This is a genomic window from Arthrobacter ipis (genome assembly GCF_014694315.1).
In the GTDB taxonomy this organism is placed as follows: Bacteria; Actinomycetota; Actinomycetes; order Actinomycetales; family Micrococcaceae; genus Arthrobacter; species Arthrobacter ipis.
The window spans coordinates 68,432-87,261 of sequence record NZ_JAAOXD010000007.1 but is presented as its reverse complement, the minus strand read 5'-3'; the positions used below and the strand labels follow the sequence as shown (position 1 = coordinate 87,261).

Sequence of the window (18,830 nt, the reverse complement as noted above, 5' to 3'; positions counted from 1 at the left end):
GATTCGTATCCAGGCGCCCGAGCGGCCGAGAAGCGGGCTTCCCAACGGACAGCGGCGACAGCAGTGGTGGCACGGAAGCGGACAGCGTACGCGCAGCCGCAGACTTGAAGGGCGGCTCCGAGAGAAGAAGCCCTGTGTATCGAACGCCCCGTAAGCGGAACCACCACTGCAATAAACGGCAGTGGGTACTGCACGGAGACAAGTTCGGCGCGGCTCTGCAAAACAACAAACCGTTCACGTCCCTGATGAGGAGCAACGCTGTGTTCATAACAACAGCAACCAAGTCCCACCGGTGCCTGCGGTCGAAGACCGCCCCGTCTCGCGAGGCTGATCCCATGGCGCCGTCTTTCCGCATAGAACCTCTGGTCCTGCCGTCCTCGACCGACTCGCCGGAGGCCAAAGATTTCCTGGAGTTCAGCGAACTCAGCGACGCCCTGATACTGGAAACGTGGGGGAACCTTGACCTGGCCAATCCCCGCGAAGCACGCCTTGAATCATGGCGGGACGACGACTACAAGCAGGCGCGGTTCTACTACGTCCGCCTCGATGGGCGCATGGTGGCCAGATCGAGTATCGGTCTGCCGCTGGCGGAGAACCTCCACGTTGCGATGGTCCGGGTTGACGTTCTGAATGAGTTCACGGGTAGGGGAATCGGGCAGATGCTCCTGCGGCATGCGGAGGAATTCGCCGCCGGCCACAGCCGTACTACACTGCAGAGTTCCACCGAACATGCCGCCAGCTTTGATCCCCACGGACCCGACATCCTGAAGCCGGCAACAGGCACCGGCGGTGTGCCCGCGGATTCCCGTGCGGTGAAGTTCGCACTGGCCGCCGGCTACACGCTGGAACAGGTCACCCAGTTCAGCGCCCTGGATTTTCCCGTGCCGGATGGAAAGCTGGATGCCTTGGAGCAGAAGGCAGGCCCGATCGCCGGGAACTGCTATGACCTCCTCAGCTGGACGGACCGCTGCCCCGACGAATACATCGATCAGATGGCCGTTCTCATGTCCCGGATGAGCACCGACACCCCGGCAGGGGATCTCCACTTCGACCCGCAGGTTTGGGACGCCAAGCGTGTCCGGCACGTCGAGAATGAGTGGGAGCAGTCCGGCATGGAGTCTCTGGTCTCCGTGGCGCGGCACAAGCCAAGTGGCGAGCTGGCCGCTTACTCGGTCCTGCAGTACTCCGCATCAAAACCCTGGTTAGCGGTGCAGGACGACACATTGGTTGCCAGGGCCCATCGCGGCAACCGGCTCGGCATGCTGGTCAAGATACTGAATCTGCGGCGGTTGGAGGCTGAACGTCCGTCGGTTGAACGGATCCTGACGTTCAACGCGGCGGAGAACGAACATATGCTGGCTATCAACGTGGCGCTGGGGTTCCGGCCCGCCGGGTACAGCGGCGAGTGGCAGCGGCGCGGGTGACAGGCCATACATAGCCGTGGAGGCAGGTGAAGTGCGAGTCGAACAGCTGTTCATCGGATGTCGAAGATGGCCGTACTGCCCCTGCAGCTCACGGATCGCGGTGATCGCCGGTGTCGTCCCTGGTCCAGACATCAATTGATGTCGGGTGGCGAGGGTGCCGGGTGGTCCGGGCCCAGCACTTGCAGCTGTGTGTCCAGCAGTTGGAGGAACCCGCGATCGGGCTGGCGTTATCCCCGCCCGGTCCGGTGCACTTCGCCATTCCCATCGATTCCTGGGGTTTTAGTGCTCGTAGGTGGTCAGCGAGCGTTTGCGGCGCATTTTGGTATGCCAGTCGTACCGGATCCCGGCAGCGAGTGTGAGGCGTCTGGAGCCGAAGCGGGCGTGGACGTCTCGACGGTGCGTCCTCCCTGATATTCGAGGTCGAGCTGACCTTTGAGGGTGTCGAAGACGGATCCGATCCAATGGCGGTCCCCCGAACCGGCCGAAGCAAGGTTTCTCGTCCTTGCGGTCGGGACGGACCAGCGTGGCGCCGAGGTCCTCTGTGATGAACCTTTGGAAGCGCGACGTAGCGACGGGCCGATCTCAGGATATTTTCTCGGAGCTTTCGGTGCTGGTGGTTGATGTTCTGGTGCGTCTAAATCGAAGTCCCGGAACCATCCGACTGGGCAAAGTTTTCAGCGAATGGAGGCGAGCCCTGTCCCGGTCATCGCACTCTGCGAGCGGCAGTTCTGCGAGGAGTTCTGCGTACGTGGGTTGTTCCTTCCCGGCAACCGCGACGACCACCCCACCTCAACAGGAGGGTGCTTAAGAGATACAAGCCGGATAGGTCCCCCCAGGCAATATACCCACTGGAACGCCGTGGGTAATGAAGAGCTCTACCACAAGGTCCGGTTCCGGCGCGTAAGTGCTCCAAGTAAGCGGAAGCGTGTCTAAAAGCTGGGCCAACAGGGCCTGTAGGGGCCCGCTCATCGTTTTGCCGACAGTAACTAGGCTCACCCCACTATCGAGGATGAGCTTAGGAGGCAGCGGCGGGGCCGACGCTTTCGCCCGGCTGAAGGTCCTGTCCACTGAGGACGTGAAAGCTACACTGTGAGCCTTAGCCAACCTCAACAGATTGTTGAGCTGGACGGTGCACCCGGGTTGTAGTCGGCGGTAACGACCCGCGCATGACCGTCTAGCCGAATGCCCCCGCCATAGGGCAAGATCCACTGAGGACGAGTGTGCCCGAAAGGGACCCCGAGGCAGACGACGGCATCATCGTTGTAGCGCGCAATCTCACTAATTACTGCCTCGTAATGACTCGTCCGGAGCTGTTCGCGATCGTGCGGAGACGGCACAACCCCATGGTTGCTCACTGGAGGTCGCGCGACCATGACTCCGTCAACAGCAGCGAGGACACCCCTTTCCCCGAGACCTCGTACCCACCTCCTGATCTGCACTGCCGGTGGAATCTCTTCGCTTGCTTCGAGAAGGAGGATTTTGCCCTGAAGGCGCTCGAGCGGAGGCAGTCGGTCCGCAAGCGCAAGCTGGTCTATGACCTCGAAGCACCCGCCCCAAGTGCCGCCTTCTGCTATACGCCTTGGTCCCGCCCACAGCCAAGGCTCACTGCGCTCACGGGAACCGAAATTCGTCAGAGCGCTGGGCGAACGCCAGTCCGCTCCAAAATCTTCTGACTCACCTGGATCGAAAATATTCAGACGGGTATCTTCGAAGAGGGCAGCGTGTAGTGAGGTCAGGTGAACCTCGTCGATATGGGGGCCCGGTCCGATGTGCACTTGAGTTGACCCGCCGTAATATCCTGGGATGCTTAGAGACCATAACCAGTTGAGAATATTGGTGTTGTCGCTATAGCCGAAGAATGGCTTCGGGTCCGAGCGTGCAAGTTCGCCATTGAGGTGAGTCACGACGGTAATCTGGTCGTCGCCGCCCACGGTTGTGAAGATGGCTCGGATGCTGGGGTCAGCGAACGCAGCGTTTACGTCGGCGGCGCGTTCCTGAGCCGACGCCCCCAGGGTGCGGGTCGTCGCATACTCCACGGGCACGAGCCCCGTCACGGAGAAGAGCCGCTGCATAGCGCGCTCATGAATAGCCGGCGCGAACCCGGGCGCTGCAAACGACGGGGACAGAACAGCCACTCGATCACCCGGTGCAAGCTTAGGAAGGGGCACGAAGGCCGCCGACTGTGGCACTCATCAATTCAACCACGTCCAGGCCCGCTGAGGCAGCTACGCCAGACGCCAAGCCCACGAAATGGTGCACATAGCCCGTGCCGGCACTCTGCGGGAACCTGAGCGTGCCTGGTCGCATCCATGCTTCGATGGTGAGTACCCCGGTGGTAGCCGGGCTTATGGCGCGGTGATCTTGACTTGTATGTGTTGGGAGTTGCCATTGAACGCGGTTGTCGTATCTCCATTCGGCAGCGTAGCGGCCCGCGGGTGTTGCCCTCGTGGCCATGGGCCGATGCGTCCATTTCGATCCCTGTCATTGGGTAGGCCCTATTCCAAACGGCAGAGAGCTAATTGTCCAGGACTGTGCCGTTGTATGAGGGCCTCGCCGACGGCGACCGCCGCCCTCTGGCTGCCTCACCGTTTTGGGCTGTAGCTGAGCCGCTGGAGTGCAAAGCGATTGCGGCACGGAAGGTTATCCTGCGGGAGAGTGTTGGGGGATTTCCTAGTCGCTAGATCCTGCTGCGACATTTACTCTAATTAGGTTTTGCGGCATTGGTTATGCGAAACGGCGCGGCAACGTTGGTTGTGATTGCGGGCTCATCGCATTTGAGGGTGTAGCCGGGGTCGGCGCGTCGGTTCCCGGGTAGGGTCGAGGTCTTCCGATGATGGAAGTTCCTACACTGCCCATCCGGAAGACCTCGACGTGTCCCACGCTACCTTCCTGCCTCCTGACCTGACTACGTTCTGCCGGCTCGATGAACTTGGGCTCGAAGCTGCCGGCCAGCTCCTCGCCCCTGGCCGGGCGGTATTGGAATGCCGTGCCGTTGATCCGGATGACTGGTGCCGTTCGTGTGGTGCGCAGGGCATCGCCCGCGGTACGGTCACACGGCCACTCGCGCACGAACCATTGGGCTGGCGACCGACGACGCTGCCGGTGCGGGTCCGGCGTTACAAGTGCACAGGGTGCGGTCGCGTGTGGCGGCAGGACATCGCCAAAGCCGCCCATCCGCGGGCGAAGATCTCCCGCGGCGGGCTGCGCTGGGCGCTGGAGGGCATTGTGTGCCAGCACCTCACTGTCGCCCGCGTGGCGGAGGGCTTGGGCGTGTCTTGGTATAACGCGAACAGCGCGATCCTTGCCGAGGGCAAGCGGGTGTTGATTGAGGATCCGGCCCGGTTCAACGGGGTCTCCGTGATCGGCGTTGATGAGCATGTCTGGCGGCACACCCGGCGCGGGGACAAGTACGTCACCGCTCGCCGAGCGGCCGAAGGCCTGGCGGGACGGAATTGAAGTCGTTGCGATGGACGGGTTCACCGGGTTCAAGACCGCAGCCGCGGAAGAGCTCCCCGACGCGGTCGAGGTCATGGACCCTTTCCACGTCGTCCGGCTTGCCGGCGTCCCTTGACCGGTGCCGCCAGCGCGTTCAGCAGCAGACCGTTGGGCACCGCGGAAGGTCCGGGGCCCCGCTCTACACCGCCCGCCGGACCCTGCACACCGGACACGATCTGCTCACCGACAAACAGAAGGACAGGCTGGAGACCCTGTTCACCGCGGACGACCATGCCGAAGTCGAAGCGACCTGGGGCATCTACCAGCGCGTCATCGCCGCCTATCGCGAACCCGACGGCCTCCGGAGGAAGCTCATGCAAGAGCTCATCGACGCGATCAGCGCCGGCGTTCCCGCCGCCCTGACCGAGGTCATCACGCTGGGCCGGACGCTGAAACGCCGGGCCGGGGACGTGCTCGCGTACTTCGACCGGCCCGGCACCAGCAACGGACCCCCAGAAGCACTCAACGGTCGGCTCGAACACCTCCGCGGCTCCGCCCTCGGCTTCCGCAACCTGGCCAACTACATCGCCCGGTCACTCCACGAGACCGGCGGATTCAGGCCTCGATTACACCCTCAAATGCGATGAGCCTGATTACTGACCGATTAGCGAGGTTTCGCTTCCTTTTGGACATCGCTATCGGCACGGGGCTTCATTGTCGAGGTGCGGCTTCGAGGCTGGACTTCTTTTTCTGGAGACCACACTAGTCATGACCCAAGGCCTGCGGCTTGAGTGCCAGCACCGCCACGTCGCTGATTCGGTATTACGTCGTTAAGAGCTCCCGGTCAGCACCACATTGATGTAGCTGTCGCTCGATCGACGATGTCCGCGGCCCAGTGACAACTGCTGGTAATCGAGTCGAATGCTAGAAGACGTGAGGCTCGTCGTCCCGCGCTTCGACTTGTTCAAGATCACTTCGCAAGGATGCAACTGGGAAAAGATGAACCTCGTAGCGGTTTTCGGTCTTGAGTAAAGGCTTGTCGGAATTGTCGTCGACATTTCTTGCCACGTGTCACATGGTTCGAAAAGTTAAACGGACCGGTGATAGGTTGATCCCGGTCCGGTGATATCGTCCGGCCCGGCCGTCGGGCCTGGGCGCGGTGCGGTACCACGCTCAGGTCCTCGAGGCCTAGACTTTACCGACGAGTCCAAACGGCGGCAGTTCAGCACGCCTGAGACCGGGTTCTAACAGTCCCTGTGCAGTTGGGTCCTATCGGGAGGCGGTTGTAGCACTGACTTGGTCCGAGGCGGGACCTCTGCCAAAATGGTTGTACGGCTCAACCATGAACGTGTAATAGCGGTTGGGCCTTAGGCCGTTCGCCGTCATGGTGTAGGTTTCCTTTGTGGTCTGCACCACCAGGGACCCCTTGTATTCCCAGGGCGAGTTGGCGCCGGCACGTTTGGCCCACAGGTAGTAGCCCCACTCCCATTTTGAACTCCGATCGAACTTGATGTTTACACTTGTGGAGCCGATGTTCGTGAGCCGCGAATTCGCTGGCTTGCTAGGGGCAGCGGGCGTGGCGCAATAAGTGCCGGTGACTGACTTTATTAAACGGAAGCCCTTCCATTGTAGGGTTCCTGCGCGGTAACAATAGATGGTGTTGCGTGAGACTGACTGATAGATCGAATATTGTAGGCCCATTGATTTCTTGGATTGGGTGGGTGCTTGCCACAAACCGTGCCAGTCTCCGTTTCGAACACGGTAGTCGACAAAAAAGTAGTTTTCGTTGGTCGATCCATCCACAAACGTTATGTTGATCCTGTTGCCTGTAATGTGAGAAGCTCGTAAACGATCCGGGGGATCGGACTGAATGTGGCCGACCTCAGGCCCAGTTGACGAACGTCCCGCGGGTGCGGCGTGAGCGGGCGGGGTAGCAGAGATGAGGCTCGCGGCAATAATCCCAGCAGTTACCAGGCGGCGCGATTTTTCATGCAGCATTTGTTTTTCCTTTGTTTAGGTTATGGCTGCTCTTTCAGCCGATGTATGTAAGTACGGTCTTTCGTGACGGGTCTGATTTGCAGTCACCGTTTGTCAAAACCGGTATCTCAATGTTGCTCTTGTCCGGAGTTTCGGGCTTCCGTGCTAGCACTGCTGTTGGGGCCGTCGTGGAACAACTATGGCCCTGTCGGAGAGTCGGTGCGGACCCTCCGAAGCCGCGATCTGCGAAACCTGCATGGCACAACTGAACACATCGGTGAGCACGGATGACTCGCCCGTCACCTCTGCTAAGGGCGGTCTGTCTGGCCTCACGACAACCAATCATCAAGTTGGCCTCATCTGCTACGGCTATGGGACTGCCCCCGGTTTTGTTGACTCCTTGACCCAGCGAGCTTGTGCTCGTGGAAGGATGTTGACCATGCCCACGCCGTATGGGGCGGAGTTCCGACAGGATGTCATTGATGTTGGCCCGCAAGGGCGAGGCGCCGCTGGCGCAAATTGAGAAGGATTTCGGGCTCTCGGTCACGACGCTGAAGCGTTGGATTGCCATCGCCGAACGTAAAGAATCCGGGGCCGGGCCGGCAGCGGTGGAGTTGGCCGAGGTGCGGGAGCTGAAGAAGCGGAACCGCTTGTTGGAGCGGGAGAACGAGATTCTGCGCCGGGCCGCTGCTTATTTGGCCAGGGACATCAACCCAAAATGACTCTTCTATGGGTTGTGTCAAGCCATGATGGTCTGGAGGTGGCGGAAGATGGCGCGGCAGACATAGCGTTTGAGGTTGCGGCGGATCTCGCGGTTTGATTTCCCTGTTGCCCGGGTGCGCGTCACGTACTCCTTTGTCGCGGTATCAAAGCTCATGCGGGTGCGGACGATGACGTCGAAGGCGCGGTTGAGCTGGCGGTCGCCGGTTCGGTTGAGCCGATGTCTGGTGGTGTTGCCGGAAGATGCAGGCGCGTGGTGCAACGCCACCGAGGGCGGCGAAGGCTGCCTCTGACCGGATCCGGCCGTGGTGGGAGTAGGCGCAGATGATGATGGCCGCTGTCACCGGGCCGACTCCGGGAGTGGTTTGCAGTCCGGGAGCCAGTTCTTCGGTGAGTTGGGCCAAGGCCTTGTGGTTTTCGGCGAGCTGGCCGGTGAAGTCTTTGACGGCCAGTGCCAGGCGCTTGGCCTCGGCGCGGGCGATACGCACCACAGGGTCGGCGCTGTTTGAGCTCCGCCAGGCTGGATCTGTGCATCCCGCAGGGATGCCCGGGTGTCGATCCCGAGATCGGTGCCGCGGAGCAGGGCTGTGAGGGCGTTGCGGTTCGCCGTGCGTTGGTGATCCAGCAGGGACCGGGAGGCAAGCAGAATCCTGATCGCGGCCCTTGTTCCTGCAGCGCGCGGCTCCATCACCTGATCGCGCTGGCGTCCGAGGACGGACCGGGCAGCGGCTTCGGCATCGATCGGATCAGATTTGCCGGTGAGTGACCGTGACGAGCGTGTCGGCGGTCTGACCTCGCCCACCTCTACGCCGGCGGTAAGCAAGACCTGGGTGAGCCGGGCACCGTAAGAGGACGTACCCTCGACGGCCGCGAAAACCCTTTCCTTGCCTGTACGTCGCCGGATCCAGGTGATCGCACGGTCCATCCCCGAGGAGGTGGCTGGGAATGCGGCGGTGTCGACCACGGCACCGGTTGAGGCGTGAACCGCGGTGAAGGTGTGTGGGTGCGGGCGTGGGTATCCACTCCGGCGACGAACTCGAATTCTTCGGCAATGATCGCCATGTGCGTTCTCCTTCTATTGATCTGAACAGGTCGCACGGCCTGTCTGGGGTCGCTCGGAGACGCATCTGTAACGGGTCACACCAAGGGCGGACAGTCTTCTGATCAGATCATCCGTGCGGGCAGACCAGTGCCCGGGGAACGGGCGCGGACGAGTCATTTTCAAGACACCGCACGAGCGGGTCGGATATACCCTGAGTCACACACTGTCCTCCGGGACCAGCCTGCCAGCCAGTCTCCGGCCGGCCACTGACCATTACAGATCTACCTGCTGGTCACGGATCTTGCCGCCGACGGTGTCCCCGTGGCGGTGACCTGCAGGGTGTTGAAATTCAGCAAGCAAGGCTATTACCGGTGGAGAGCAAGCCCGGTGACGAAACGGGGCTGGGCGGATGCGCACCTGATCAACGCCGCCCTGGATATCCACGACGACGGGGAAGGGTCGGCGCGTGCGCCGACAATGCAAGCAGGCAGGAACTGCGGCTCGCCATCACAACCTGGATCGAAAGGACCTACCACCGCCGGCGCCGGCAACGAGGGCTGGGAAAGCTCACGCCCATCGAATATGAAACAATCAACCGGACCGCGCTGACAGCGGCCTAAGACCCCGAGTCAACAAAAGCCGGGGCAGTCCCGTTCGTACGCTTACTCGGATGCGTCCGGTTGGGGGTCCGCCGGACGGCGTCGGGTGACTCGGCCCCAGGTGGACTTCACCGCCGGAGCCACGTCATCCTTGAACCAGCTCTCGACGGGCGGGCCGAATTTGCGGTAGCCCGCCCCGCCAGCCGCAACGGCAGTCAAAAGGGCAGCAGCGACCACCGTAGGATCTATTGTGGAATCATCCACCTCAACCCAGTCAGCATGCCCCCGGATGCCGGATTTCCCCTCGAAGAACAGATGCCCCTTCACGGCGTCGGCACTGCTTCCTGATGACCCGAGGCGCATGCCATCCGGGATGATTGGTTCCAAAGCCATGGCCCAACTTTGCTGGCGTCCCGGTCTAGCCGACTGCCGCGGCGCGTGCGCCACGCGAAGGGACCTTCTGCGCGTCCGTCGGCCTGCGTGCCTCCAGCGGCTGCATGTCCGTGTCGGTGAAGCAAAGAATCCACAGACCTGCGGAAACGGCGTAAACGATCAGCCACAGGGTCTCGGGGCGTGCTACGGCAATGGGAACAGCCACGGCGAGGATGAAAGCGATGGCTAGGTACGTGAAAGCCTTCAGCCATGGATACCGGGCGGGGTTTCCGACCCTCTGATCTATATTCTTTCGAGCCGGCAAGCCAATGGCCCTGCGCAGGAAGCTGGTGAGCTTGTGTGCCCCCTTGTCGATCTTCCTGCGGGGCGGTTTGCGACGGCGCTCCAGCATCCCGTGGAGGAATTCCCAGACAAGACCGTTAAGCAGCCTGATCAGCGCCCCGGCCAGTGCCAGCGACATGAGACCAAGCACCCACCAGTCCGGTGACGGCTGGAGTGTCCAGCTGTATCTGGCTCCTGAGCAAAGCCATGACGACGACCAGGGGTCCTGCCCGGCATTAGCTGGGCCGCACTGGACGGCGGCCCGTGCCCACTGGTTCGATCCCAGCCAGGACAGAACCGCGGGGGCGCAGAGGCCGCCGGATATGGCGGCCAACAGCCTCGTCACGCCGAGGCTTTTGACCATGACCCGGTGTGGCCGCAGGCGTTTGTCGTCCGGAGGGGGTCCGAATTGGACCTTGCCTTCTGGCGGGACCGGAAGCAGGATCAGCCGGGCGAGCGGATCGATCACTTCGACGCGGTTCTTCGAATAGACGGTGTGGTCCTTGATGAGCGCGGACCGGTTATAGACAGGGTGCTCCTCAGGGCCGAACCCTGGGTCGCCTGGGCTCTCGGGGTCGAAGATCTTCTTGAACACGGGATCATCACCCGTGGCCTTTGTGCCAATGGGGCCGGCAGGAACGAAATCGAATTTCCCCCACACGTCAATCCAGCGGGTCCGGGGTGCGTTGTCCAGCCAGTCCTGGACGGGGTCATCGGTGGAGCCGCCCCATTCGGCGTACCCCAGAATGCTGAGGCCACTGCCGACGCTCACGAAGTTTGTCGCGTGTGCCCGGTCTTTGTTCTGGAAGAGCAACTGACCCGCTACCGCGGCGCCTTGGCTGTGGGCGACAACGGTTACATCGACCCCGGATGCGTGGTCCCAACGGAGCAGGGTGTCGCTGACTCTCTGTCGCATGGCTGCCGCCTGCAGGGGCTTGCGTTTCCAGACTTGGGGGTCGCCGAGGAAGTCGGCGAACAAGGTCACGAGTTGTCCCAGCCAGATCCGTGGTGGGCCGGGGATTTGGGCCAGGATGACAAGCACCAGCAGTAAAGCCAGCGCTGCTGCAACGAGCATGAGCCCGCCGACGGCGGCCACCGTGTAGACGGTTATCTGCGTGCACCGTTTCAGGAACCACAAGAGGCCGATCCGGGAACCCGCATAGAGGTTCCACCAGAGGAGTTCCAGCGCCCTGTCGTATACGCGTCCGGCAGTGAGCAGCGCCCACCAATAGGTCGAGGTTGCCGTTGCCGGAGTGAAGTCGGAACCCCAGGAGGCCTCCGTCAGGAGGTATCGGACGTAGTCCGGCTTTCCATCGTGTCTGTATCCACGGAGTACGTTGACCCAGGCCTCCGGCGCTTCACCTACAGCGTGTGCTTTTTCGATGATGAGAGGTGGATCATCCTTGTCCCCAACTACATCAACCGAGAGGTCGAAGAGGCTCTGCATGAGCGGCTGCGACCACTCCTGCAGCGTGCCGCCCTTCAACGCTTTTCCCATGCCGTGAACGAAGACAACGACATGGTCAGGTGGCCGACCATCATCGGAGTCTGCTGGCCGTCTTTTCCCGTTTCGGTTGAATCGAAAGCGGCCTATCCCCAAAGCCATAGCTAATGATGGACCTTGGTTCCTGCCCTGAAAAGAGGCGGGCCGAGCCGACGGCCGCCGCAATGAGGTGCCGGAACGAGCCGTACGCGGACAGCCAGGCCCAGCCGATGGTTGCACTGAACAGCGGCAGCCACACGGGGGAGGGGGCCATGGTGCGGCGAAACAGCAGGTAGGCGTCGGAGGTGTCCAGCCTGTCCCGGCGGTAGATGTGCGCTGTGGTGATCGTTGACAGGTCGCGGACGGAGCCGACCAAGAGCGAGTCCGAGGGCGAACGTGACGTGGCCGGCGAATTCGCGCGGCAGGAGCATGACCAGCGTCCAGGAGACCGCCTCGCAGGCCAGGATGATAAGCAGCCCGGCGGCGTTGCGGATGAACAGCAGCGTGGCCAGCAGGATCAGGGCTCCCGCGGAGATCGGTCTGGCGACCAGCGCGTTCAGCGCAGCCATCGCCGAGCACGCACCCGCCCACCGAAAAAAGCTCGCCGAGGGGCTGGCCGGAGCCTCCGTGGCAGGCGACTTGGGGATCTGCGCCCTGATGACCGGGGCAGCTGTCCAATTCACCCCGGACGCGAACACCCTCATCTTCGGCATCCTGACAGCGGTCATGGTCCTGGGCATCCTATTGTGAGCTTCACTGCCGATACGGCTGTGCAGCGACCCGGGGCGCTACGCTCGCTCACTCCGCGCCTTGGTTTCCCGGCCCACATCCGGGGTGATTTCTTCGCAGGCGTCCCGGTGCAGATCGCAGGGTGGATGTTCCCGGCCCTCTTCCTCGGGCTCTCGCCGGCCGTGCTCCGCTCCACTTTGGTTTGGACGGTGGCCTGGTTGCGGGCTTCGTCTTCGCCCGGCACCCCGCACGGCGCAGCACCCTCATCGGGGCAAGCCTCATCCTACGGGAATGATCCTGGTCCTTTTCGGCGTCCCCGAAACCTGGCTGCCGGTAGTCTGGATCGGTGCGTCACTTGGCGGAATCGGCTTCGGCGGCACCTTCGGCGGAACCAGCGCGCCGGCGTCTTCTCCGGCATCTACCCCGCCGCCCTGGGCGCCATCATCCAGGCAGTCCTCCTACGGCGCGATGCAGCGGCACAGCCTGCCCCAACACGATCGGCTCCTCGACCAGCGGCCATCCCGGAGGCGGCTCTAAGTGACCGTCAGCAGAGCTGACGTGCAAATAACTACCAGCGCAGAATCCTGGCCTCCCGACTCCCGCTGTGGACCGCCGATGCTGGCGATTCCGTCAGGCTGTCCGGGCCCGGGCGTTCCCCCTTGTTTCCTAAACGGCGGTCGGAACCAGCGGCACGGGCTGGCCATGACCGGGGGCAATTAGGGGTTATCCACGGCTGGAGTTGGGAGCAGAGGGGAGCTCCCTGGGACAGCGCCGCGAATCTGGACCGGCTCGAACGCCCTTTCTGGAGTGTGAGTCTGAAAGGGCTGGCTGACTTCTCTGCCTCAGTCGTTCGGCTCGTCTGCGAGGGGCGTGTGGTCGGGTCGGTCGTGCTCTTCTGCAACCTGATCGTGGTGGATGCGCTTCGGGGCATCAACCAGATCGGCGGGTACAGGAGGATCCTTTTCATCATCAGATGTCATGGGGCTCATCCTAGGCGCAACGAACGGCTGGGGAAGTTCTGGCAGAATTCCTGGGGCTCGTCTCCCAGGCCATTTCGCAACGCCGATAATCGACGTTCCGTTAACCTACAATCGGACGTGGCCAAAAGGCTTCTCCCGGGGCCAGCGCTGTCGAGATGAACTCGCTGTGGAGTGCCGCGTCTCGTGGCTCTCCTTGAACTGGTCGCGAAATGGTTGCGCCGACTTGCTTTGCGCATGAAATGGAGAACGCCGAGATGGGTGTAGAAGACAATGCTGACAGATAGCCAAATTCGTGCCCTCACCTATATTCTCCCGCAGTTTAGGTGGAGTATGGTGACATGTTTTGGGACGCGCTGTGGGGACCATCTCCGCAACTTGCTCGCCTGAATGAGGCGATTGAAGATATGCGCTCAGAGTTGGCCGACACTGGCCATGACAAGGCGGCGGGGTGGTACGAAGCGGCGCAAGCGCATCTCGAAAGGGCCACTGCTCTGGTTCGAATGCGGCAGATAGACGCGGCCTGGGAGCATCTTTACCGGGCACGTGAGCGCGCCGTTATGGGGATGTCGCCAGAAGCCGTGGTGTTTGCGGCTAAAGAACTCAGCGCCGAGGTTGAGCACAGCGGCAAGTTCAGTGAGTGGCGCCGCAAGGCAATCCAGGATTTGCTGCAACAAGTTGTTCCGGGGGGACTAGCCCCTGAAGAGAAGACGCGGGTCACCATCAACCCATGGACGCCGTTGCGGAGGAGGTTGTCTGGCCCCTCGTCGCCGCTCGAAACGCAACGACTCGCTCTCCGTTACGCGACTCATTTGCGAAATGAAAGTTTTGCGACCGACTACAGATTACTGAGGTTCCGTCGCATTCACATGCGGCGACTCTTCGTGCTCGGTGCAATTTCGGCAGGGGCTGTTACAGCCCTGGTGGTGAGCCATGGCGCAAATCTTGCCCAAACATCGGCTGCCCAAGTATGGGTCCTTTTGGCCGCCTGCGGCATGGGAACTGCCGGCGCGGTAATTAGTGCTTCACAACGAGCCGTTTTAATGAATAGTTCTCGTATACCGCATCTTTTGGAATCTCACACGGCTTCACTTTCACGCGTTCCAGTCGGGGCAATCTCCGGTCTTCTGGTGTGGCTTGGGTCGCAAGTGATCGACGGCTCCAGCAGTACAAACGCCGCCTACCTACTAATTGCGGCATTTGCTGCCGGATTTGCGGAGCGACTCGTTACTACAAGGACCTAGATCGTGGCTAGGTGAATGGGACTGGCGTAAGGACGAACCTTTCAGCTTCCGGCGGGCAGCTCGCCCGAACCGCGCCGGAAGGAAGCTGGTAGATGTATATGCGAGCGCCATAGGGAGCTAACTGACATATCAATCGTCGGCTGCGCGTCTGCTATCGGTGCGGGAGGGCAGAGTCGGAGAGTAGGTGGGCGGCTCCGCCACTGTATTCCTCGGAGAGTGCGTATGGTTCTGGTGTCCGGGCGCGCAGTTCGACGTCCCGCGGTGAAGCAGTCCGATTCCCAGACGTGTAGCGGCAACGATTGCATCCGCGAGGTCACCATTACCCCATGAACCTACTGCTGCAATACACGCCCTTTTTTCGTCAGATAAGCTTTTGGTGCAACGCCGATAATTGGGATTTCGTCGTGCTGGATGGCCCTGGCTTGATGGATGTTCTGTGCTCTCTGGAGCGAAGTCTTGGTCATGCTCTCTTCTACTGTCTGCGCCCATGAGATGTTCAAAGGGAGGCCGCAACGCTATGAGGTTCAATGAAACTTAGTCCTCGGCTTGGTCCGCACATTACTGTTCGGTGCATTTCGTGAATCGGCTTCCGGCTGAGCCCGGGAACGTCGTCTCGCAGTTGGCCTGCGCGGCAGCTGGTGGTGGAGAGGGATTCCCAGCGCCGCAAAAGGACCGTCACACTCGTATGGGTTGCGGCTCAATGTGCTCACAAAAGAGGGTGTGGACAGTGTCCACACCCTGGGCTTCGGATTCGGTTGTACCGGCCTCGGACTGGGCCGGACTGGCCAGGTTTTCTGGGGAGTGGCGGATTTTTAGGGGGAGCGGCTGGTTCGAGTCCCATCTCGGGCACGTGTTTTCCCTGTTCAGGGGCTTTTTAGCCTCTGAATGTGGACAATTTGTGTTGTGAAGGGCCCCTTCGGGGGCCTTTTTCATTGGTGACCGGTGGTTTGGCCTGTTGGCTCCTTCCTTCCCTGGCCGGTGGTCTTGGTGCTTGTTACCTGTTCATGGGCGTGACTGGCTGGGGCAACATGACCTGGGATAATTTCTGATCGGGTTTCTTTTCTTGGCCGTTGGGTGTGCACAAGCTTCTCCTTCTGGGTTCGGTGGCTGTTCTGCTTTTTCATGGTGGGTCCGGGGGAGTGCGGCATGACTTGTGCCCAGCTGTTCGGGAATCGGTTCCGGCGGACTCCCGCAGATGCTCTGGGGCGCATTACCGTGGCCGACTGAGAGCCGGCATTGCCGTGCATTTGGCTCATGAAGCTCACGCCGCCTTTCATCCTTACATTGGTTTTCGCGTCGTTGCCTGTTCATGGTTACCTTCGGCGTCTACCGCATGATGCTGTTGATTTTTGTTGATGTCCCGAGGTGTGGGTTCTGCCTCGCTGGTCTTTCATGTCCATTCGTTGCCGGCCTTTCGGATGTCTGCATGACGGAATGGTGAGCGGCCGAAGGTCGGTGTTACCGGCACGATCCAGATGAGAGGAGCGTTCGTCTGCGGGCCGATGGCATAGCGGTTCACTTGGCGGTTCCACTCTTGGCGGCCTTGGCCGCCGCATCGCCGAGCTCGGCCGGTGCTCACTGTGGGAGGCCTACTACCTGGACTGATTCCGCTGGGTGGCCACCAGGTCAGCGGCCAGGGCTGCCATGCGAGTCCTGGGCGGACCTGGCTCCTCGGACTGTTCTCCGAACCATTTGTGCCAGACTGCGGCCACAACCTCCGGAGTGATGGGCTCGCCCTTGGCTATCAGACGCGTGAAGTCCTCGACTTCCAACTCGTACTCGTCGTCCGGCGCCCCGAGGTCCAGGACGCCGAGCAGGTCGTGGGCGTTCAGGCAAGCCGTGACTTCGGAGCGTAGCCGACTGTATTCGCGGGTCCTGGTGCTCCTTTCGCGAGTCTATGACCATTCGGCTTCGATCGTCGCCTGCGGGACCGATTGATTCTTGAAGGGGGCGACAGGCAGGGCGTTGGTATTGTGTTCTGGGGGATCATGCGCAGAAAGGACACCGGGAATGGGCTTTGGGAGTTTCTTTCAGCGCAAATCTCCGGCAGATGCTGTCAGGGGACAGACACTGGCGGTCGGACAATCCGGGACGCTGTCACCGGAGCAGGCGGCGCTGTCCGCTAAGCGGTCGGAGGAGCTGCGCGGGGCGTGGGCCGAGCTGAGCGAGGCGGCGAAGCAATCGGGGGTGCTCAACCTCCATGGCTGCACACGGTCAGGGCGGTCCTGGATGCAGAACCCGGTGGCCGTCCGGACTATTGCGGCCGCTTTGCGTGACCACCCGAAGGACCGCCAGCAAACTATGTGACCGGCGGGGCTGAGGGCGGCTGCGCTCAACGACCGGCACATACGGAAGTCGCCGCGATGCTGAACGACGGTGCTGCCGTAGCGTGCGAGGCATGGGCCGAGTCGGCAGCTCAGGAGAAGCTTGAGGCGAAGAACGTCGAAGCGACGATGAACCAGATCCCGACCAGGGCGAACATTGCGCCAAAGAACCGGACGAACTTGGGCGTGGCGAAGATCGACTTCGAGTAATCCACGCCCATGGGTTTGAAGTCTTTGAGCAGGGTCGCGTAGGCGCGCGCCGAGCCGCGGAGATCGGTGGCCAGCACTACGCCAAGAACGACGGCGCTGGCGCCTAAGGCAGCCACGATCCATAGAACCGCGTGGTTCATTTGGCCCCGCCCCGTGAGGGCGGTGATGGGGATCGCGACAAAGGCAACTGCAAAAACGATCAGGTATGCGAGGAGACAGCCTTTCACTGGCTGCGGCAGTGCCATCATCCCGCGTAAAAAGTTCATGGTCCGCATCCAAGATCCGGTGTGCAGCTCACCCTAAGCCGTTCCGGTTGGAGTTTCCCAACAAACACTGGAACTGCGCATTACGCCCGGCCAGAACGGCTCTCTTTCGCCGGCGCTTCGGAACTGAACCTGTCGCATCCTGGTTCCTTGCCGCCCTCTAAAGCTGCCTGCCTCGGCGGTCCCAGTCCGCCCGACGGGCTTCTTCCTCGTCCCAGAAATGACCGTCCCGGTGGCGCACATAAAGCAAATATGCGAAGGCGGCAGCGGAAACAACCAGCATTGCGACCATCAGGACGTAAAACCCGGTCCACGGCTCATCCGGGCGGGACGCCAGTTGCCATATCGGGTTCAGGGTGACAAAGGCCCACATGAACAACTGGAAGCGGAATCCGCCTCTCGTCATGCGCCGTACTGGGCGCTTCTGACCCTCTGGCATGCTCGGAGCCTACAACCGCGGACAACGTGTCACCAAGAAGGGGAGTACGGCCGCTGCCGACTTCCTCCGCCGAGCCCTGCCGTCCGTCCGTGAATCTCGCTCCGGCTGCTACAGTCACGGCATGGCCAGGTGGTTCAAAAGCAAGGCCCTCAGCATGAGCGACCTTAGCTACGCCCGCTCGTTGATGATCTTCTTCGCCATCATCAACCTCGGCAACGCGGCCCTGACCATCTCCGAGTATGAGGCCGAAAACCGCGTTCCGCTGAGCGCCTGGGGGTCCATGGCCATCTCCGTCTTCAGCATTCTGACCGCCGCCTACTACCAGAACCGTCTGGATCGGGCCCGGGGCATAGCTGGCATCATGCGTGACGCGAATTGAAGCGGTGAGACACCTGGGGCCTCCGGGCGCGGGAGTCGATTTATCCGGCCCCGTGGCACACTGGCCCCATGGCGGAGTTCATCATTCATCCTGAGCTGCCTGACCTTCCGGCCGAGAAGATCCGGCACCGATCGACTACGCGGACCGGATGGCCGCGTCAAGTGGACATGATTCGCCGCGTAGGCAGGGCATCCCCGGAAGCGACCTTGCGAGATCATTGCCGGCTGGAGATTGACCGCTCTGGCCATCAGGGAGAGCTACGACTGCCGCTTCTGATCGGCGTCAAAGAACCTCTGAGGAGTTCGGCAACACGCCGTCTTGGTCCCAATCCTGTCGGATCCCAGGAGGAGCATGGAGACATGACAGCTCCAACTGTTGAGGCGGCGATCCACGAACTGATGGGTCTCGCCTGGAATCTTGTCTACGGCCTGCTCGAGGAGCGGGGACTGCTCGGCGACGGGTTCAACGTCGAGGAGTTCACTGGGATCCATTCATGGGTGGAAGACCTCACCCGGTACACGGTGGTTCACTCCCGGACCGTGGCGGTCCTGTTCGTGGACACCCAGCCGGTGGATGGGAGCGTGTTCCATCGGGACCGGCTCGGCGCCGACGACCCGAAGACCTTATTCACAGTCCCCGAGTAGAACCTGGGATAGCTGTTCGGGTAGTGCTACCCTGCAACGGGCTCGTTCAGGGAATCTGCCCTCTCGCCTAGTATTGGCCCATGAGGAAGTGGGGCAGTGAACACCCCGTTTTAGTGATTGCGGTGGCTCTTGTCCTCTGTTGGGGCACGGGCTTCGCCATCAGCCTTGTCATCGGGGGCCGGCTGGATGATGCTCTCTTCAACGCCACGATGGGGTCGATCACGACT

General features: G+C 61.6%; 15 protein-coding genes and 5 pseudogenes. 9 read left to right on the top strand and 11 right to left on the bottom strand.

Annotation, left to right across the window (positions count from 1 at the left end; translation table 11 throughout):
• Positions 1–335: 335 nt before the first annotated feature.
• The gene (locus tag G9E11_RS15400) at positions 336–1,424 is read left to right on the top strand and encodes a GNAT family N-acetyltransferase (RefSeq protein ID WP_190607269.1); all 1,089 of its coding nucleotides are present in this window, start codon (positions 336–338) and stop codon (positions 1,422–1,424) included.
• Between the two features lie 279 nt (positions 1,425–1,703).
• Here the strand turns inward: G9E11_RS15400 and G9E11_RS21690 are convergent.
• Together G9E11_RS21690 and G9E11_RS15395 are read right to left on the bottom strand one after the other, a co-directional pair.
• Positions 1,704–1,985 (bottom strand): annotated as a pseudogene (locus G9E11_RS21690) (IS982 family transposase); the annotation flags it as partial.
• 545 nt (positions 1,986–2,530) lie between these two features.
• Positions 2,531–3,559 carry a S66 family peptidase gene (locus G9E11_RS15395; RefSeq protein WP_311764386.1) on the bottom strand — a complete coding sequence of 343 codons (1,029 nt, stop codon included), beginning with the start codon at positions 3,557–3,559 and terminating at the stop codon, positions 2,531–2,533.
• Positions 3,560–4,295: 736 nt separating this feature from the next.
• On the opposite strand from G9E11_RS15395, the pseudogene G9E11_RS15390 reads away from it, so the two are divergent.
• Positions 4,296–5,506, top strand: a pseudogene (locus G9E11_RS15390) (ISL3 family transposase).
• Positions 5,507–6,128: 622 nt separating this feature from the next.
• Here G9E11_RS15390 and G9E11_RS15385 read toward each other — a convergent pair.
• Positions 6,129–6,857 (bottom strand): fibronectin type III domain-containing protein, encoded by a 729-nt coding sequence (locus tag G9E11_RS15385; RefSeq protein WP_190607263.1) that lies wholly within the window; start codon positions 6,855–6,857, stop codon positions 6,129–6,131.
• 418 nt (positions 6,858–7,275) lie between these two features.
• Between G9E11_RS15385 and G9E11_RS15380 the strand changes: the two are divergent.
• Positions 7,276–7,555, top strand: a pseudogene (locus G9E11_RS15380) (transposase); the annotation flags it as partial.
• 20 nt (positions 7,556–7,575) lie between these two features.
• Here G9E11_RS15380 and G9E11_RS15375 read toward each other — a convergent pair.
• Positions 7,576–8,618 (bottom strand): annotated as a pseudogene (locus tag G9E11_RS15375) (IS110 family RNA-guided transposase).
• Positions 8,619–8,868: 250 nt separating this feature from the next.
• Here G9E11_RS15375 and G9E11_RS20825 point away from each other — a divergent pair.
• A pseudogene (locus G9E11_RS20825) lies at positions 8,869–9,218 on the top strand (IS3 family transposase); the annotation flags it as partial.
• Between the two features lie 42 nt (positions 9,219–9,260).
• Here G9E11_RS20825 and G9E11_RS15370 read toward each other — a convergent pair.
• Genes G9E11_RS15370 through G9E11_RS15360 form a run of 3 tightly spaced genes read right to left on the bottom strand, consistent with a single transcriptional unit; the run spans position 9,261 to position 11,770 of the window.
• On the bottom strand, positions 9,261–9,590 hold the full coding sequence (locus G9E11_RS15370) for a hypothetical protein (RefSeq protein WP_190607261.1): 330 nt from the start codon (positions 9,588–9,590) through the stop codon (positions 9,261–9,263).
• 25 nt (positions 9,591–9,615) lie between these two features.
• Positions 9,616–11,409 (bottom strand): hypothetical protein, encoded by a 1,794-nt coding sequence (locus G9E11_RS15365; protein WP_190607259.1) that lies wholly within the window; start codon positions 11,407–11,409, stop codon positions 9,616–9,618.
• A 40-nt stretch (positions 11,410–11,449) separates the two neighbouring features.
• Positions 11,450–11,770: a hypothetical protein gene (locus G9E11_RS15360; RefSeq protein WP_190607256.1), complete on the bottom strand. Its 321-nt coding sequence runs from the start codon at positions 11,768–11,770 to the stop codon at positions 11,450–11,452.
• Between the two features lie 53 nt (positions 11,771–11,823).
• Between G9E11_RS15360 and G9E11_RS15355 the strand changes: the two genes are divergently transcribed.
• Positions 11,824–12,144: a hypothetical protein gene (locus G9E11_RS15355; protein ID WP_190607253.1), complete on the top strand. Its 321-nt coding sequence runs from the start codon at positions 11,824–11,826 to the stop codon at positions 12,142–12,144.
• A 270-nt stretch (positions 12,145–12,414) separates the two neighbouring features.
• Positions 12,415–12,660: a hypothetical protein gene (locus G9E11_RS15350; RefSeq protein ID WP_190607251.1), complete on the top strand. Its 246-nt coding sequence runs from the start codon at positions 12,415–12,417 to the stop codon at positions 12,658–12,660.
• 305 nt (positions 12,661–12,965) lie between these two features.
• Here the strand turns inward: G9E11_RS15350 and G9E11_RS15345 are convergent, their stop codons facing one another.
• Positions 12,966–13,103, bottom strand: coding sequence for a hypothetical protein (locus tag G9E11_RS15345; protein WP_190607249.1), 138 nt, complete (start codon positions 13,101–13,103; stop codon positions 12,966–12,968).
• Positions 13,104–13,441: 338 nt separating this feature from the next.
• Between G9E11_RS15345 and G9E11_RS15340 the strand changes: the two genes are divergently transcribed.
• A complete protein-coding gene (locus G9E11_RS15340; RefSeq protein WP_190607247.1) occupies positions 13,442–14,344 on the top strand; it encodes a hypothetical protein in 903 nt (300 codons plus the stop codon).
• Positions 14,345–14,676: 332 nt separating this feature from the next.
• Here G9E11_RS15340 and G9E11_RS21400 read toward each other — a convergent pair whose 3' ends face one another.
• From G9E11_RS21400 to G9E11_RS15330, 3 genes are all read right to left on the bottom strand, one after another.
• The gene (locus tag G9E11_RS21400; RefSeq protein WP_284691190.1) at positions 14,677–14,808 is read right to left on the bottom strand and encodes a hypothetical protein; all 132 of its coding nucleotides are present in this window, start codon (positions 14,806–14,808) and stop codon (positions 14,677–14,679) included.
• Positions 14,809–16,760: 1,952 nt separating this feature from the next.
• The gene (locus G9E11_RS15335; RefSeq protein WP_190607245.1) at positions 16,761–17,144 is read right to left on the bottom strand and encodes a hypothetical protein; all 384 of its coding nucleotides are present in this window, start codon (positions 17,142–17,144) and stop codon (positions 16,761–16,763) included.
• 157 nt (positions 17,145–17,301) lie between these two features.
• Positions 17,302–17,580 (bottom strand): hypothetical protein, encoded by a 279-nt coding sequence (locus G9E11_RS15330; RefSeq protein ID WP_190607243.1) that lies wholly within the window; start codon positions 17,578–17,580, stop codon positions 17,302–17,304.
• Between the two features lie 121 nt (positions 17,581–17,701).
• Between G9E11_RS15330 and G9E11_RS15325 the strand changes: the two genes are divergently transcribed.
• Complete coding sequence (locus G9E11_RS15325; RefSeq protein ID WP_190607241.1) at positions 17,702–17,959, top strand: hypothetical protein; 258 nt, start codon at positions 17,702–17,704, stop codon at positions 17,957–17,959.
• 359 nt (positions 17,960–18,318) lie between these two features.
• Complete coding sequence (locus tag G9E11_RS15320; RefSeq protein ID WP_190607239.1) at positions 18,319–18,603, top strand: hypothetical protein; 285 nt, start codon at positions 18,319–18,321, stop codon at positions 18,601–18,603.
• The last annotated feature ends 227 nt before the right edge of the window (positions 18,604–18,830 follow it).

What these genes read in the sequence shown, in the direction of transcription:
- G9E11_RS15400 (WP_190607269.1), top strand. Translation starts at nt 336, where the DNA reads ATGGCGCCGTCTTTCCGCATAGAACCTCTGGTCCTGCCGTCCTCGACC.
- G9E11_RS15385 (WP_190607263.1), bottom strand. Translation starts at nt 6,857, where the DNA reads ATGCTGCATGAAAAATCGCGCCGCCTGGTAACTGCTGGGATTATTGCC.
- G9E11_RS15370 (WP_190607261.1), bottom strand. Translation starts at nt 9,590, where the DNA reads ATGGCTTTGGAACCAATCATCCCGGATGGCATGCGCCTCGGGTCATCA.
- G9E11_RS15365 (WP_190607259.1), bottom strand. Translation starts at nt 11,409, where the DNA reads ATGGGAAAAGCGTTGAAGGGCGGCACGCTGCAGGAGTGGTCGCAGCCG.
- G9E11_RS15355 (WP_190607253.1), top strand. Translation starts at nt 11,824, where the DNA reads ATGACCAGCGTCCAGGAGACCGCCTCGCAGGCCAGGATGATAAGCAGC.
- G9E11_RS15350 (WP_190607251.1), top strand. Translation starts at nt 12,415, where the DNA reads ATGATCCTGGTCCTTTTCGGCGTCCCCGAAACCTGGCTGCCGGTAGTC.
- G9E11_RS15345 (WP_190607249.1), bottom strand. Translation starts at nt 13,103, where the DNA reads ATGACATCTGATGATGAAAAGGATCCTCCTGTACCCGCCGATCTGGTT.
- G9E11_RS15340 (WP_190607247.1), top strand. Translation starts at nt 13,442, where the DNA reads ATGTTTTGGGACGCGCTGTGGGGACCATCTCCGCAACTTGCTCGCCTG.
- G9E11_RS21400 (WP_284691190.1), bottom strand. Translation starts at nt 14,808, where the DNA reads ATGACCAAGACTTCGCTCCAGAGAGCACAGAACATCCATCAAGCCAGG.
- G9E11_RS15335 (WP_190607245.1), bottom strand. Translation starts at nt 17,144, where the DNA reads ATGAACTTTTTACGCGGGATGATGGCACTGCCGCAGCCAGTGAAAGGC.
- G9E11_RS15330 (WP_190607243.1), bottom strand. Translation starts at nt 17,580, where the DNA reads ATGCCAGAGGGTCAGAAGCGCCCAGTACGGCGCATGACGAGAGGCGGA.
- G9E11_RS15325 (WP_190607241.1), top strand. Translation starts at nt 17,702, where the DNA reads ATGGCCAGGTGGTTCAAAAGCAAGGCCCTCAGCATGAGCGACCTTAGC.
- G9E11_RS15320 (WP_190607239.1), top strand. Translation starts at nt 18,319, where the DNA reads ATGACAGCTCCAACTGTTGAGGCGGCGATCCACGAACTGATGGGTCTC.